This is a genomic window from Exiguobacterium sp. AB2 (assembly GCF_000696055.1).
GTDB lineage: Bacteria > Bacillota > Bacilli > Exiguobacteriales > Exiguobacteriaceae > Exiguobacterium > Exiguobacterium alkaliphilum.
The window spans coordinates 1-607 of sequence record NZ_JNAA01000010.1 but is presented as its reverse complement, the minus strand read 5'-3'; the positions used below and the strand labels follow the sequence as shown (position 1 = coordinate 607).

The 607-nt window shown below is 58.5% G+C and carries 1 pseudogene; it reads right to left on the bottom strand.

The features are described from left to right. Nucleotides 1-52 precede the first annotated feature (52 nt). A pseudogene (locus DI14_RS01095) lies at nucleotides 53-607 on the bottom strand (SDR family NAD(P)-dependent oxidoreductase); the annotation flags it as partial.

Sequence of the window (607 nt, the reverse complement as noted above, 5' to 3'; positions counted from 1 at the left end):
TCCATGCCGGGCACACCATAAAACAAGCCGCGACTCACCGTCGCGGCTTGTTTTATAACGTGTCAACTAATTGTTTGAGCGCTTCTTTCAGCGGGGTCACCGGTCGCCCGAGCACCAATTCAAAGTCGTTCGACTCGACTTCAAGCGACCCGTTGCGAATGCTGTCTTGAATGCCGACGACGATGGGGATCGCCCCTTCCGGCACGCCCGCACCGCGCATGATGTCACCGTAGGCCTCGGCACTCACTTCTTGGAGTGCGACGTCTCGCCCAAGGACTTCGCTGAGCGCTTCGACAAGCTCGGTTTGCGTGTGGAGCGGACCGGAGAGTTCGAAGATTTCCTGATCGAAGTCATCCGACATGAGGACGTTTGCCGCCGCTTCCGCATAATCTCGTTGGAGCGCCCAGCCGACTTTCCCGTCACGAGCCGCCGTCACCCACGGGGCACCAGCGAGGACGCCTTGGATGCTTCCGAGTTCGTTCTCTAAGTACCAGTTGTTGCGCAGGAACGCATGCTTGATTCCTGTCCGTTCAATTGCGCCTTCCGTCTCAACGTGCGGCGGTGCCATCAAGTTCTGACTCTGCTGGGCATCCGCGAGACTCGTATA